Origin of the sequence: Pseudomonas sp. D1HM (assembly GCF_019266105.1) — a bacterium.
Classification (GTDB): domain Bacteria; phylum Pseudomonadota; class Gammaproteobacteria; order Pseudomonadales; family Pseudomonadaceae; genus Aquipseudomonas; species Aquipseudomonas taetrolens.
The window spans coordinates 544,654-557,284 of record NZ_LRMN01000003.1 but is presented as its reverse complement, the minus strand read 5'-3'; the positions used below and the strand labels follow the sequence as shown (position 1 = coordinate 557,284).

Below are 12,631 nucleotides of genomic sequence, written 5' to 3'. Positions count from 1 at the left end.
TCCAGCCGCCAGGTGACGTAATGGCTTGCAAGCTTTACCTTACCTGGCCTCGAATCGTTCAAGTCGAGCCTGATTATCAGGCTCGATGTTTGTCCGGCGCCGATTGCGTCCGGGCATAAGTACCCTGATAAGGACTTACGTTTCCCATGCTGACCATTGCACTGTCCAAGGGCCGTATCCTTGACGATACTTTGCCGCTTCTGGCTGAAGCGGGCATTGTGCCGACAGAGAATCCGGACAAAAGCCGCAAGCTGATTATTCCGACCACCCAGCCCGACGTACGCCTGCTGATCGTGCGTGCCACTGACGTGCCGACCTATGTCGAGCATGGTGCGGCAGACCTCGGTGTGGCCGGTAAAGACGTGCTGATGGAATACGGTGGCCAGGGCCTTTACGAGCCTCTGGATCTCCAGATTGCCCAGTGCAAACTGATGACTGCCGGCGCCATCGGTGCCGTCGAGCCTAAAGGCCGTCTGCGAGTGGCTACCAAGTTCGTCAACGTTGCCAAGCGTTATTACGCCGAGCAAGGTCGTCAGGTCGATATCATCAAGCTGTATGGCTCGATGGAACTGGCCCCGCTGATCGGCCTGGCCGACAAAATCATCGACGTCGTCGACACTGGCAACACCTTGCGTGCCAATGGCCTGGAACCTCAGGACTTCATTGCCGCCATCAGCTCCCGTCTGGTGGTTAACAAGGCTTCGATGAAAATGCAGCACGCCCGTATTCAAGCTCTGATCGACACCCTGCGCAAAGCAGTGGAGTCGCGACACCGCGGCTGACTCACCTGCGCGACCCCGGGTCGCGCCCATCTATCCGTGTAATAGCCAGAAATCTCAGGTACCCGCGCGGATGGCTTGGTAGTCTTGCGGTGCCTGATCTGTGCAATATCAAGCTGTGTAAATTCTAAGCATTCGCCAATTACCGAGGCCCTCGCTATGACCGCTCCCACTGCAATTCGCCGACTCAACGCTGCTGACCCGGACTTCGCGCAGCATCTGGATCATTTGCTGAGCTGGGAAAGTGTGTCTGATGACTCGGTCAACCAGCGCGTGCTGGACATCATCAAGGCAGTACGCGAGCGTGGGGACGCTGCTTTGGTGGAGTTCACCCAGCGTTTTGACGGGCTGACAGTGACGTCCATGGCTGACCTGATCCTGCCGCGCGAGCGTCTGGAACTGGCGTTGACCCGCATCACCGTGCCTCAGCGTGAAGCACTGGAAAAAGCCGCACAGCGCGTGCGCAGCTATCACGAAAAACAGAAGCAGGATTCCTGGAGCTACACCGAAGCCGATGGCACGGTGCTGGGCCAAAAAGTCACACCGCTGGATCGCGCTGGTTTGTATGTTCCTGGCGGCAAGGCGTCGTATCCGTCTTCGGTGTTGATGAACGCGATCCCGGCCAAGGTGGCAGGCGTTCCTGAAGTGGTCATGGTCGTGCCGACCCCGCGTGGCGAACTCAACGAGCTGGTGTTGGCTGCCGCGTGCATTGCCGGCGTTGACCGGGTGTTCACCATTGGCGGCGCACAGGCTGTCGCCGCCCTGGCCTATGGCACCGAAAGCGTACCCAAGGTCGACAAGGTCGTGGGGCCGGGCAATATTTATGTGGCCACTGCCAAGCGCCATGTATTTGGCCAGGTCGGCATCGACATGATCGCCGGACCTTCGGAAATCCTGGTGGTCTGCGATGGCCTGACCGATCCGGACTGGATCGCCATGGACTTGTTCTCTCAGGCCGAGCACGACGAAGACGCGCAAGCGATTCTGGTCAGCCCGGACGCCGAGTTCCTCGACAAGGTAGAAGCCAGTATTGCCAGGCTGCTGCCCACCATGGAGCGGGCTGACATCATCAATACGTCGATCAATGGCCGTGGTGCGCTGATTCTGGTGAATGACATGCAGCAGGCGATCGACGTCGCCAACCGTATCGCACCCGAGCACCTGGAGTTGTCCGTGGCCGACCCGCAAGCCTGGTTGCCACAGATCCGCCATGCCGGTGCGATCTTCATGGGCCGTCACACCAGCGAGGCGTTGGGTGATTATTGCGCGGGCCCGAACCACGTCCTGCCGACTTCGGGCACCGCACGATTCTCCTCACCGCTGGGGGTGTACGACTTCCAGAAGCGCTCCTCGATCATTTTCTGCTCGGAGCAGGGCGCCTCCGACCTGGGTAAAACGGCTTCGATTCTTGCGCGTGGCGAATCCCTGACCGGCCACGCCCGCAGTGCCGAGTACCGGATCATCGCCGACACCGAACAGGGGCAATAAGCATGAGTAAATTCTGGAGTCCTTTCGTTAAGCAACTGGTGCCTTACGTGCCGGGCGAGCAACCGAAGCTGGCGAAGCTGGTGAAGCTCAACACCAACGAAAACCCTTATGGGCCTTCGCCTAAAGCGCTGTCAGCGATGCAGGCCGAGCTTAACGACAACCTGCGTTTGTACCCGGACCCGAACAGCGACCTGCTCAAGCAGGCGGTGGCTGAGTATTACGGGGTGCAGACCAATCAGGTGTTTCTGGGTAATGGCTCTGACGAAGTGCTGGCCCATGTTTTCAATGGTCTGTTCCAGCACGACAAGCCGCTGCTGTTTCCGGACATCAGCTACAGCTTCTATCCGGTTTACTGCGGCTTGTATGGCATAGCGTTCGATGCCGTGCCGCTGGACGAACAGTTTCAGATCCAGCCTGGCGATTACGCCAAAGCCAACGGCGGGATCATCTTCCCCAACCCCAATGCGCCGACCGGTTGCCTGCTGGCACTGGATGCCATTGAGCTCATGCTCAAGGCCAGCCCGGATTCCGTGGTGGTGGTGGATGAAGCCTATATCGACTTTGGCGGTGAAACGGCCATCAGTCTGGTAGATCGCTACCCGAACCTGCTGGTTACCCAAACCCTGTCCAAATCGCGCTCGTTGGCCGGTTTGCGTGTCGGATTGGCGGTGGGCCATCCCGACCTGATCGAAGCGCTGGAGCGAATCAAGAACAGCTTCAACTCCTATCCGCTGGATCGTTTGGCGATTGCAGGCGCGGCCGCTGCCTTTGAGGACCGTGAATACTTCGAGCAGACCTGCAAGGCGGTGATCGAGAGTCGCGAGCAGGTCGTAGGGCAGTTGCAGGGATTGGGGTTTGAGGTGCTGCCCTCGGCGGCCAACTTCATCTTTGCCCGTCACCCCGAGCATGATGCGGCGGCGCTGGCGGCGAAGTTGCGTGATCAGGGGGTGATCGTGCGTCACTTCAAGCAACTGCGCATCGCCCAGTTCCTGCGCATTACCATCGGCACGCCGGAGCAGAATGCGGCGCTGATCGAAGGGTTGTCCGACCTTTAATCGCGGCCGGGAACCGCTGGAGGCTGCGACATTTCAGATCGAAAGATCGCAGCCTTCGGCAGCACCGGCGAATGGGTGCTTCAGTCTTCTTTCTGTGGTGGCTGCTCTTGCGGCGGCCGCAGGCCGATTTCAGCCGTGAGCTTGGTTTCCTTGCCGTTACGCATGACCAGGATCGACACCTTGTCCGAAGGTTTGATGCGCGCTACCTGATTCATCGAGCGACGCCCGTCGCTGGCCGGTACGCCATCAATGCTGAGGATCACGTCGCCCAACTGCAGGCCGGCTTTTTGTGCCGGGCCGTCACGGAAAATCCCCGCTACCACAATGCCCGGGCGTCCGCTCAGGCCAAACGACTCGGCCAGATCCGGGGTCAGCGGCTGTACTTCAATCCCCAGCCAGCCTCGAATCACTTGCCCGTGCTCGATAATCGACTTCATGACTTCCATGGCCAGGTTGATCGGGATCGCAAACCCAATACCTTGTGAGCCGCCTGACTTGGAAAAGATGGCCGTATTGATGCCGGTCAGGTTGCCATTGGCATCCACCAGCGCGCCCCCCGAGTTACCCGGGTTGATCGCGGCATCGGTCTGGATGAAGTCTTCGTAGTTGTTCAGGCCCAACTGGTTGCGCCCGGTCGCACTGATGATGCCCATAGTCGTGGTTTGGCCCACGCCGAACGGGTTCCCGATCGCCAGTGCAACGTCGCCGATGCGCAGGGTATCCGAGCGGCCAATGGTGATGGCGGGCAGCTTTTTCAGGTCGATCTTGAGCACGGCCAGATCGGTTTCGGGATCGCTGCCGATGACTCTCGCCAGGGTTTCACGACCGTCCTTGAGCGCAACGACAATCTGGTCGGCACCCATGGTCACGTGGTTATTGGTCAGCAGGTAGCCCTCGGGGCTCATGATCACTGCGGAACCCAGGCTGGACTCCATACGCTTTTGCTTGGGAGCGTTGTTGCCGAAGTAATGCCGGAACTGCGGGTCTTCAAACAGCGGCTTGGCGTTTTTGTTCACCACCTTGGTGGTGTACAGGTTTGCCACTGCCGGCGCGGCGCGGGTGACAGCGTCAGCGTAGGTCACCGGCCCTTGTTGCATGAAGCTGGTTTTCGGGGCTTGTTGCAGATTAACGTCCAGGCTCGGTAGCCCGACCCATTGCGGATAACGCTGAATAATCAGCATGGCGATCAGTACGCCAGCCAGCAATGGCCAGCCAAAAAAACGCAAAGCCTTAAACATTGAACTCTATCCTGAAGGTTGCAGAGCCATCCTTACGGCCCATAATGGCGGCCATTATACGAGGGCCGACAGGCTCTGAACGCTATATTTAGGAGTCTTTTATGGCTGTGGCCCTGAGCACGCTGGTAGAAGAAGCAAATCGTTACCTGAACTGCGCTGCAATCAGCGATTACTGCCCCAATGGCTTGCAGGTCGAAGGACGGCCTCAGGTGTTGCGTATCGTCAGCGGTGTGACCGCCAGCCAGGCATTGCTCGATGCCGCGGTGGAGGTCAACGCGGATTTGATCCTGGTGCACCACGGCTATTTCTGGAAGGGCGAAGATCCTTGCATCACCGGGATGAAGCAGCGCCGCCTGAAAACCTTGCTCAAGCACGATATCAGCTTGCTGACGTATCACTTGCCGCTCGACCTGCACCCGGACGTGGGTAACAACGTGCAGTTGGCAAAGCAATTGGATATCACCGTCGAAGGCCCGTTGGACCCGAATAACGCCAAAGTGGTGGGGTTGGTCGGTTCATTGGCTGAACCGGTCACCGCCCGTGACTTTGCCCGGCGGGTACAGGAAGCGCTGGGGCGTGAGCCTTTGTTGATTGAAGGCAGTGCGATGATTCGTCGTGTGGGCTGGTGCACGGGCGGTGGTCAGGGCTATATCGATCAGGCTGTACTGGCGGGGGTCGACCTGTACCTGAGCGGCGAAGCCTCGGAGCAGACCTTCCACAGCGCCCGGGAAAACGACATCAGCTTTATCGCCGCGGGGCACCACGCCACTGAGCGTTACGGCGTGCAGGCATTGGGCGATTACCTGGCCCGTCGCTTCGCCCTCGAACATCTGTTCATCGACTGTCCGAACCCGATTTAAATCGATGCACAGTAGCCGCTGCCGCTGGCTGCGATAAGGTCCGCAGGACCTTAAACACAGGGGCGCTGCGCAACCCGTCGCAGTCTGCGGCAGCGGCTACAGGCGTGGGATCCTCCCAAACTCTGCGATCTATTCTTAGACCGTTTCGATCTAGTTGGTGGCATCTATATAAGAGACCGCTGTGCTAGGATTCTCCGCTCGAACACGGCCCGCAGGCCGTTCATAAGATAGCTTTCGTGAGTAGCCATGGTCGACAAACTGACGCACCTGAAACAGCTGGAGGCGGAAAGCATCCACATCATCCGCGAGGTGGCCGCCGAGTTCGATAACCCGGTGATGCTGTACTCGATCGGTAAAGACTCCGCCGTGATGCTGCACCTTGCACGCAAGGCTTTTTTCCCGGGCAAGCTGCCGTTTCCGGTCATGCATGTCGATACCCAGTGGAAATTCCAGGAGATGTACAGCTTTCGCGACAAGATGGTTGCCGAGCTGGGCCTGGACCTGATCACTCACGTCAACCCGGATGGCGTGGCGCAAGGGATCAACCCGTTCACCCACGGCAGTGCCAAACACACCGACATCATGAAGACCGAGGGCCTCAAGCAGGCTCTGGACAAATACGGTTTTGATGCTGCCTTCGGTGGTGCCCGTCGCGATGAAGAGAAATCCCGTGCCAAAGAGCGCGTGTACTCGTTCCGCGACAGCAAGCACCGCTGGGACCCGAAAAACCAGCGCCCAGAATTGTGGAACGTGTACAACGGCAACGTGAACAAGGGCGAATCGATCCGCGTGTTCCCGCTGTCGAACTGGACCGAACTCGATATCTGGCAATACATCTACCTTGAAGGTATCCCGATTGTGCCGCTGTACTTCGCAGCCGAGCGTGATGTCATCGAGAAGAACGGCACGCTGATCATGATCGACGACGAGCGTATCCTTGAGCACCTGTCTGACGAAGACAAGGCTCGAATCGTCAAGAAAAAGGTCCGCTTCCGCACTCTTGGTTGCTACCCGCTGACTGGCGCGGTGGAGTCTGAGGCTGAAACCCTCACAGACATCATCCAGGAAATGCTCCTGACGCGAACTTCCGAGCGCCAGGGCCGAGTCATTGATCACGATGGCGCAGGCTCGATGGAAGATAAAAAACGTCAGGGTTATTTCTAAGGGGTTGTCATGTCGCACCAATCTGATTTGATCAGCGAGGACATCCTCGCCTACCTGGGCCAGCACGAGCGCAAGGAAATGTTGCGCTTCCTGACCTGCGGCAACGTCGACGACGGCAAGAGCACCCTGATCGGGCGCCTGCTGCACGACTCCAAGATGATCTACGAAGACCATCTGGAAGCCATTACCCGCGACTCGAAAAAGAGCGGCACCACGGGCGATGATATCGACCTGGCGTTGCTGGTGGACGGTCTGCAAGCCGAGCGCGAGCAGGGCATCACCATTGACGTGGCGTACCGCTACTTCTCGACGGCCAAGCGCAAGTTCATCATTGCCGATACCCCGGGCCATGAGCAGTACACCCGCAACATGGCCACCGGTGCTTCGACCTGTGACCTGGCGATCATTTTGGTCGACGCCCGTTACGGCGTGCAGACCCAGACCCGTCGTCACAGCTTTATTGCGTCGTTGCTGGGCATCAAGCACATCGTTGTGGCCATCAACAAGATGGACCTCAAGGGCTTTGACGAAGGTGTATTCGAGTCGATCAAGGCCGACTACCTGCAGTTCGCCGACGGCCTGGAGATGAAACCGACCAGCCTGCACTTTGTGCCGATGTCTGCCCTCAAGGGCGACAACGTGGTGAACAAGAGCGAGCGTTCGCCGTGGTACACCGGTCAGTCGCTGATGGAAATTCTCGAAACCGTTGAAGTGGCAGCGGATCGCAACCTGACCGATCTGCGTTTCCCGGTGCAGTACGTGAACCGTCCTAACCTGAACTTCCGTGGTTTTGCCGGTACGTTGGCCAGCGGTATTGTGCACAAGGGCGATGAAATCGTTGTGCTGCCGTCGGGCAAGAGCAGCCGCGTCAAGTCCATCGTCACGTTTGAAGGCGAGCTGGAGCATGCAGGTCCGGGTCAGGCCGTAACGTTGACCATGGAAGACGAAATCGACATCTCCCGTGGCGACCTGTTGGTGCATGCCGACAACCTGCCACTGGTGACCGACAACTTCGAAGCCATGCTGGTATGGATGGCTGAAGAGCCGATGCTGCCGGGCAAAAAGTACGACATCAAGCGTGCGACCAGCTACGTGCCGGGTTCGATTGCCAGCATCGTCAACAAGGTCGATGTGAACACTCTGGAAGAAGGGCCGGCCAGCGCCTTGCAACTGAACGAGATCGGCAAGGTCAAGATCAGCCTCGACGCACCGATTGCCCTGGACGGTTACACCAGCAACCGCACCACCGGTTCGTTCATCATTATCGATCGCCTGACCAATGGCACTGTAGGCGCCGGCATGATCGTCGCTCAGGCCTTGAGTCATGGCAGCGCGACACATCACGGTAAACTGGCCCACGTGGCCACTGAAGAGCGTGCCCAGCGCTTTGGCCAGCAACCGGCGACCGTGCTGTTCAGCGGCCTGTCGGGTGCCGGTAAAAGCACCCTGGCGTACGCGGTCGAGCGCAAGCTGTTTGACATGGGCCGTGCGGTGTTCGTCCTCGATGGCCAGAACCTGCGCCACGACCTGAATAAAGGTTTGCCGCAGGACCGTGCCGGTCGCACCGAGAACTGGCGTCGTGCCGCGCACGTGGCGCGTCAGTTCAACGAAGCCGGCCTGCTGACCCTGGCCGCGTTCGTGGCTCCGGATGCAGAAGGCCGCGAGCAGGCCAAGGCGTTGATCGGCAGTGACCGCCTGTTGACGGTCTATGTGCAGGCCTCGCCGGCCGTATGTGCCGAGCGTGATCCGCAAGGTCTGTACGCGGCGGGTGGCGACAATATCCCGGGCGAGTCCTTCCCCTATGACGTACCGTTGAATGCCGACCTGGTGGTTGACACTCAATCGTTGTCACTGGAAGACAGCGTCAAGTTGGTGCTGGACCTGTTGCGCCAGCGCGGCGCGATCTAAGCCGCACTGAAAAAAAGCCCGCCACCGGGAAATCGGTGGCGGGCTTTTTGTTACAGGTCACATCACTTTGCAGACGCGCTTGCTCGCAATGCCCCCGGTGAGTCTGAGACACCGGGGTGATTCTCGCGCGGGCAAGCGCGCTCCTGCAGAGGTTGGGTCAGCACGGCGGGTATTTGCGATGCAACTCACCCAGCAGCCGGTCCTTGTCTTCCCACAACTGGTTGATCCACCCTTGAAATGCCAGCCGGTATTCAGGGTCTTGATCGTAGTTCTTGCCGATAAACTCAGCCGGTATGTTCAATTCCTCAAACACCACCACCACGTCGCGCACGTTGCCACACAACAAATCCCAATAACCCGGACGCCCGCCCGGATAGTGGATGGTCACGTTGACGATCGATTGCAGCTGCTCACCCATGGCATCCAGCACGAAAGCAATGCCACCGGCCTTGGGCTTGAGCAGGTAACGGAACGGCGAGTTCTGCTGCGCATGCTTGGCTTCGGTGAAGCGCGTGCCTTCAACGAAGTTGAAGATGCCCACGGACTGGTCTTTGAACTTGGCACAGGTTTTACGGGTGGTGGCCAGGTCTGCGCCTTTTTTCTCCGGGTGTTTGGCCAGGTAGGCCTTGGAGTAGCGCTTCATGAACGGGAAGCCCAGGGCCCACCAGGCAAGGCCAATCACCGGCACCCAGATCAGTTCCTGTTTGAGGAAAAACTTCAGCGGCCGGATGCGTTTATTGAGCACGTATTGCAGCACCATGATGTCGACCCAGCTCTGGTGGTTGCTGGTGATCAGGTACGAGTGTTCATAGTCGAGGCCTTCCAGGCCCTTGATGTGCCAACGGGTCTTGCGCAGTAAATCCATCCAGCGCGAGTTATTGCTGATCCAGGCTTCGTGGATATGGCGCATCAGCCAGTCGGTTGCCCGCTGTGCCGCCGGAAACGGCAGGCACAGTTTGAACAGGGCGACCACGAACAGCGGTGTACAACACACGATGGTGTTGATCGCCAGCAGCAGTGAAGCAATCACACCGCGTAGCGGCGCAGGCAGAAAGTCCAGCATTTACACATCCATAGGTCGGTTATCGGCTTGAATCGCCGTGAGGGCGATGGTGTAGACGATGTCGTCCACTTGCGCGCCCCGTGGCAGATCGTTCACCGGTTTGCGCAAGCCTTGCAGCATGGGGCCAAGGCTGACGCAATCGGCGCTGCGCTGTACAGCTTTGTGGGTGGTGTTGCCGGTATTCAGGTCGGGGAATACAAACACCGTGGCCCGGCCAGCCACCTGGCTGTTAGGCGCCAGTTGTCTGGCAATGGCTTCATTGGCGGCGGCGTCATATTGCAGCGGGCCATCGATCAACAATCCCCGTTGCGCTTCATGGGCCAGCAACGTGGCTTCGCGAACCTTCTCGACTTCTTCACCGCTGGCCGACTCATCGCTGGAGTAGCTGATCATCGCCACGCGCGGGGTGATCCCGACGGCGGCAGCCGAGTCGGCGCTCTGCAGGGCGATTTCGGCCAGTTCCGCGGCAGACGGGTGCGGGTTCATCACGCAGTCGCCGTAGACCAGTACCTGTTCCGGGAACAGCATGAAAAATACCGATGACACCAGCGTGCAACCCGGTGCGGTCTTGATCAGTTGCAGGGCAGGGCGGATGGTGTTGGCCGTTGAATGGATGACGCCCGAAACCAGGCCGTCGACCTCGTCCAGCGCCAGCATCATGGTGCCGATCACAACAGTGTCTTCGAGCTGTTGTTCGGCCATCGGAGCATTGATGCTTTTAGTCTTGCGCAACGCCACCATCGGTTCGACGTAGCGTGCGCGAATCAGGTCCGGGTCGAGGATCTCCAGCCCTTCAGGCAGTTCAAAGCCGTGAGCCTTGGCCACCGCCTGAACCTCTTCGGGTTTGGCCAGCAGCACGCAACGCGCGATGCCGCGTGCCTGGCAGATAGCCGCGGCCTGCACGGTCAACGGCTCGCTGCCTTCGGGCAGGACGATGCGCTTGTTGGCTTGCTGGGCGCGCTGGATCAGTTGATAGCGGAATACTGCAGGTGTCAGGCGCATTTCCCGAGGCGTGCCGCAGCGCTGGTGCAGCCATTGGGCGTCAAGGTGGCTGGCAACAAAGTCGGTGATGATTTGCGCGCGTTCGCGGTCATCGATCGGGATTTCTTTGTTCAAACTGTTCAAACGGTTGGCGGTGTCGTAAGAGCCGGTGCTGACCGACAACACCGGCAGCCCGGCTTGCAATGCCCCTCGGCAAAGTTCCATGAGGCGCGGGTCGGGCTGGGTGTCGCTGGTCAGCAACAAGCCAGCCAGCGGTACACCGTTCATTGCGGCGAGGCTGACGGCCAGGATGATGTCATCGCGGTCGCCGGGGGTGACGACCAGCACGCCCGGCTTGAGCAATTGCAGGGTGTTCAAGACGGTTCGGGCGCACAAAATGATCTTCGACATGCGCCGCGTTTCGTAGTCTCCGGCATTCAGTACCTGGGCGCCGAGCAAGTCAGCTACGTCGCGGGTGCGCGGTGCATTGAGTTCAGGTTGATATGGAATGCAGCCCAGCAGTTTGAAATCACCGCTGCGCAGCAGCGGCGAATGCTCTTTCAGACGTGCCGAGAAGACGTCCATGCTTTCGTCGGTCTGCACCTTGTTCAGGATCACACCCAGCACTTTCGGGTCTTTGGGCCCGCCAAACAGCTGGGCTTGCAACTCGACGCGGCCGGAGAGCTCGGTGAGCACTTCGTTTTCAGGTGCCGAGACCAGAATCACTTCGGCATCCAGGCTCTTTGCCAGGTGCAGGTTGACCCGTGCTGCATAGCTGGCGGTGCGGGTCGGGACCATGCCTTCGACGATCAGCACGTCTTTGCCAATGGCCGCTTCTTGATAGAGGCTGATGATCTCTTCGAGCAGTTCATCCAGCTGGCCGTCGCCGAGCATGCGTTCAACATGCGCCAGTCCCAGCGGCTTGGGCGGCTTGAGACCATGGGTGCGGGCGATCAGCTCGGTCGAGCGTTCAGGCCCGAGATCTCCGGGGTGCGGCTGGGCAATCGGTTTGAAAAAACCGACTTTCAAACCCGCGCGCTCCAGCGTACGCACCAGGCCAAGGCTAATAGAGGTCAGGCCCACACCGAAGTCAGTGGGGGCGATAAAGAAAGTTTGCATGCGAGCTTCCTGACGTGAGCAGTGCAAGGGCAACACCCGATGAACGGGGCGTATGCCAAGAATCAATTGCCAAGATTAGCGCTATCTGCCTCTTGAGCACACCAGCCACACACAAAGGGCTGGCCTATTTTTAATTGACGTTGCTGGGGGTCAAGGACCCATGCCCGGGATTGCCAGGGCGGCTGGTGACGATGGTGCTGAGTATGACCGCAAGACAGTACGGCTACCCAATGCCCCTCGTCATCTTGACGCCATTCAATGATTGTTGAAGTTTTCAAAGTGATCCGTTGGTCTTGGTTCTGTTTGGTTGTGTTCGCTTTCAGGCGATTGCTTGGTTAAACTTGCGCACTCATTATTTTTTTGCAAAAGGTCTCGCCCCATGACGATCGCCGCCAATAAGGCTGTCTCCATCGACTATACCCTGACCAACGACGCTGGTGAGGTCATCGACAGCTCTGCCGGCGGCGCACCGCTGGTTTACCTGCAAGGCGCAGGTAACATCATCCCGGGTCTGGAAAAGGCACTGGATGGCAAGGCCGTTGGTGATGAACTGAATGTTACCGTTGAGCCAGAAGACGCTTACGGCGAATACTCCGCCGAGCTGGTCAGCACCTTGAACCGCAGCATGTTCGAAGGCGTTGACGTACTGGAAGTCGGCATGCAGTTCCACGCTTCGGCGCCGGACGGCCAAATGCAGATCGTGACCATCCGTGATCTGGACGGTGACGACGTAACCGTTGATGGCAACCACCCGTTGGCCGGTCAGCGCCTGAACTTCAAAGTGAAGGTTGTGGCTGTTCGTGACGCGAGCGAAGAAGAAGTTGCTCACGGTCACGTCCACGGTGAAGGCGGTCATCAGCACTGATCACTGCTGCTACGCTCACATTCGAGCTAGCCAGAAGAGGGCGCCTACGGGCGCCTTTTTTCATCCTTGACGATTGTCTGAGCGATTGTTTGAACACTGTCCCGGAATCTT

10 protein-coding genes and 1 pseudogene are annotated in these 12,631 nt (G+C 58.9%); 7 read left to right on the top strand and 4 right to left on the bottom strand.

Features of this window, described 5'->3' with window-relative positions:
• The first annotated feature begins 146 nt into the window (after window positions 1–146).
• The 3 genes from hisG (at window position 147) to hisC (ending at window position 3,322) form a co-directional block, all read left to right on the top strand.
• On the top strand, window positions 147–782 hold the full coding sequence (gene hisG / locus AWM69_RS05745) for an ATP phosphoribosyltransferase (protein WP_048378578.1): 636 nt from the start codon (window positions 147–149) through the stop codon (window positions 780–782).
• A 156-nt stretch (window positions 783–938) separates the two neighbouring features.
• Complete coding sequence (gene hisD, locus AWM69_RS05740; protein ID WP_218725955.1) at window positions 939–2,267, top strand: histidinol dehydrogenase; 1,329 nt, start codon at window positions 939–941, stop codon at window positions 2,265–2,267.
• Window positions 2,268–2,269: 2 nt separating this feature from the next.
• Window positions 2,270–3,322, top strand: coding sequence for a histidinol-phosphate transaminase (gene hisC, locus AWM69_RS05735; RefSeq protein ID WP_218725954.1), 1,053 nt, complete (start codon window positions 2,270–2,272; stop codon window positions 3,320–3,322).
• Between the two features lie 80 nt (window positions 3,323–3,402).
• Here the strand turns inward: hisC and algW are convergent, their stop codons facing one another.
• Window positions 3,403–4,560: a Do family serine endopeptidase AlgW gene (gene algW, locus AWM69_RS05730; protein ID WP_131655040.1), complete on the bottom strand. Its 1,158-nt coding sequence runs from the start codon at window positions 4,558–4,560 to the stop codon at window positions 3,403–3,405.
• A 101-nt stretch (window positions 4,561–4,661) separates the two neighbouring features.
• Here algW and AWM69_RS05725 point away from each other — a divergent pair, with 101 nt between their 5' ends.
• The 3 genes from AWM69_RS05725 to cysN all read left to right on the top strand — a co-directional run bounded on the left by AWM69_RS05725 (window position 4,662) and on the right by cysN (window position 8,492).
• Window positions 4,662–5,420: a Nif3-like dinuclear metal center hexameric protein gene (locus tag AWM69_RS05725; protein WP_218725953.1), complete on the top strand. Its 759-nt coding sequence runs from the start codon at window positions 4,662–4,664 to the stop codon at window positions 5,418–5,420.
• A 246-nt stretch (window positions 5,421–5,666) separates the two neighbouring features.
• On the top strand, window positions 5,667–6,584 hold the full coding sequence (cysD, locus tag AWM69_RS05720; RefSeq protein WP_131655038.1) for a sulfate adenylyltransferase subunit CysD: 918 nt from the start codon (window positions 5,667–5,669) through the stop codon (window positions 6,582–6,584).
• Between the two features lie 9 nt (window positions 6,585–6,593).
• A complete protein-coding gene (gene cysN, locus AWM69_RS05715; RefSeq protein WP_131655037.1) occupies window positions 6,594–8,492 on the top strand; it encodes a sulfate adenylyltransferase subunit CysN in 1,899 nt (632 codons plus the stop codon).
• A gap of 157 nt (window positions 8,493–8,649) precedes the next feature.
• On the opposite strand, the gene AWM69_RS05710 is transcribed toward cysN, so the two are convergent.
• The 3 genes and pseudogenes from AWM69_RS05710 to AWM69_RS05700 form a co-directional block, all read right to left on the bottom strand.
• Window positions 8,650–9,555 carry an acyltransferase gene (locus AWM69_RS05710; RefSeq protein WP_218725952.1) on the bottom strand — a complete coding sequence of 302 codons (906 nt, stop codon included), beginning with the start codon at window positions 9,553–9,555 and terminating at the stop codon, window positions 8,650–8,652.
• Entirely contained in the window at window positions 9,556–11,655 is a 2,100-nt protein-coding gene (gene pta / locus AWM69_RS05705; protein WP_218725951.1) for a phosphate acetyltransferase, read from the bottom strand. It abuts the gene before it with no gap.
• Window positions 11,656–11,717: 62 nt separating this feature from the next.
• Window positions 11,718–12,021, bottom strand: a pseudogene (locus AWM69_RS05700) (DUF3565 domain-containing protein).
• Between the two features lie 13 nt (window positions 12,022–12,034).
• Between AWM69_RS05700 and AWM69_RS05695 the strand changes: the two are divergent.
• Complete coding sequence (locus tag AWM69_RS05695; protein ID WP_048378587.1) at window positions 12,035–12,520, top strand: peptidylprolyl isomerase; 486 nt, start codon at window positions 12,035–12,037, stop codon at window positions 12,518–12,520.
• Window positions 12,521–12,631 lie beyond the last annotated feature (111 nt).

Bases quoted from the DNA above. Each gene is read 5' to 3' on its own strand.
- hisG (WP_048378578.1), top strand. From the start codon at position 147: ATGCTGACCATTGCACTGTCCAAGGGCCGTATCCTTGACGATACTTTG.
- hisD (WP_218725955.1), top strand. From the start codon at position 939: ATGACCGCTCCCACTGCAATTCGCCGACTCAACGCTGCTGACCCGGAC.
- hisC (WP_218725954.1), top strand. From the start codon at position 2,270: ATGAGTAAATTCTGGAGTCCTTTCGTTAAGCAACTGGTGCCTTACGTG.
- algW (WP_131655040.1), bottom strand. From the start codon at position 4,560: ATGTTTAAGGCTTTGCGTTTTTTTGGCTGGCCATTGCTGGCTGGCGTA.
- AWM69_RS05725 (WP_218725953.1), top strand. From the start codon at position 4,662: ATGGCTGTGGCCCTGAGCACGCTGGTAGAAGAAGCAAATCGTTACCTG.
- cysD (WP_131655038.1), top strand. From the start codon at position 5,667: ATGGTCGACAAACTGACGCACCTGAAACAGCTGGAGGCGGAAAGCATC.
- cysN (WP_131655037.1), top strand. From the start codon at position 6,594: ATGTCGCACCAATCTGATTTGATCAGCGAGGACATCCTCGCCTACCTG.
- AWM69_RS05710 (WP_218725952.1), bottom strand. From the start codon at position 9,555: ATGCTGGACTTTCTGCCTGCGCCGCTACGCGGTGTGATTGCTTCACTG.
- pta (WP_218725951.1), bottom strand. From the start codon at position 11,655: ATGCAAACTTTCTTTATCGCCCCCACTGACTTCGGTGTGGGCCTGACC.
- AWM69_RS05695 (WP_048378587.1), top strand. From the start codon at position 12,035: ATGACGATCGCCGCCAATAAGGCTGTCTCCATCGACTATACCCTGACC.